Below are 782 nucleotides of genomic sequence, written 5' to 3'. Positions count from 1 at the left end.
GGGGCCGGTGGTGGTTGTACTGGTGCAGCCATCCTGCCAGTGCGGCTCGGCGGGTGTTCTCGGAGCGGTAGAGCTTCTTGTAGGCCCAGCCGTCGGTCAGGGTGCGGTGGAAGCGTTCGACCTTGCCGTTGGTCTGGGGTCGGTAGGGCCGGGTCCGCTTGGCGGTGATGCCGAGCTCGGCGCAGGTGTCGCGCCACAGGAAGGACTTGTAGGCGCTGCCGTTGTCGGACAGCACGCGTTCGACCGTGATGCCGCGGTCGGCGAACCAGGCCACCGCGCGGTGCAGGACCGCGACGGCGGTGACAGCGGCCTCGTCGTCGTGGCATTCGGCGTAGGCGATGCGGGTGTAGTCGTCGATGACGGTGTGTACGAAACAGGTGCCGACCTTGGGGTGGTACTTACGGGCTTTGAGTCCGGTCCGGTCGCGGGTGGCCTGCCGGTTGTGGTCGCCCTGCTGCTTGCCCAGGTAGCGCCATCCGCCGCCGTCGGGGACGTTGCCGAGCTTCTTGACGTCGACGTGGATCAGCTCCCCGGGCCGGGTGCGCTCGTAGCGGCGGACTGGCTCGCCGGTGACCCGGTCGACGTGGGTCAGCCGGTTGAGCCGGCACCGGACCAGCACCGCGTGCACGGTCGAGGCGGGCATTGCCAGCTTCGCGGCGATCGGGACCGGACCCAGTCGCTGCTTCCAGCGCAGGTGCACGATCTTGCGGACCACCGGCGCCGGAGTCTTGGCGTGCTGGGTGTGCCGGGCCGAGGACCGGTCGGTCATCCCGGCTGGCCCT

At 69.8% G+C, this 782-nt stretch carries 1 protein-coding gene; it reads right to left on the bottom strand.

Annotated features, from left to right (window positions below; translation table 11 throughout):
- Nucleotides 1–782 (bottom strand): IS481 family transposase (locus ABD086_RS25260; protein WP_343911454.1); only part of this gene is annotated, 782 nt, incomplete at both ends.

This window comes from Nocardioides aquiterrae (assembly GCF_039526625.1).
GTDB lineage: Bacteria > Actinomycetota > Actinomycetes > Propionibacteriales > Nocardioidaceae > Nocardioides > Nocardioides aquiterrae.
The sequence above is the reverse complement of the archived record's forward strand: the minus strand, read 5'-3'. Positions and strand labels throughout refer to the sequence as shown.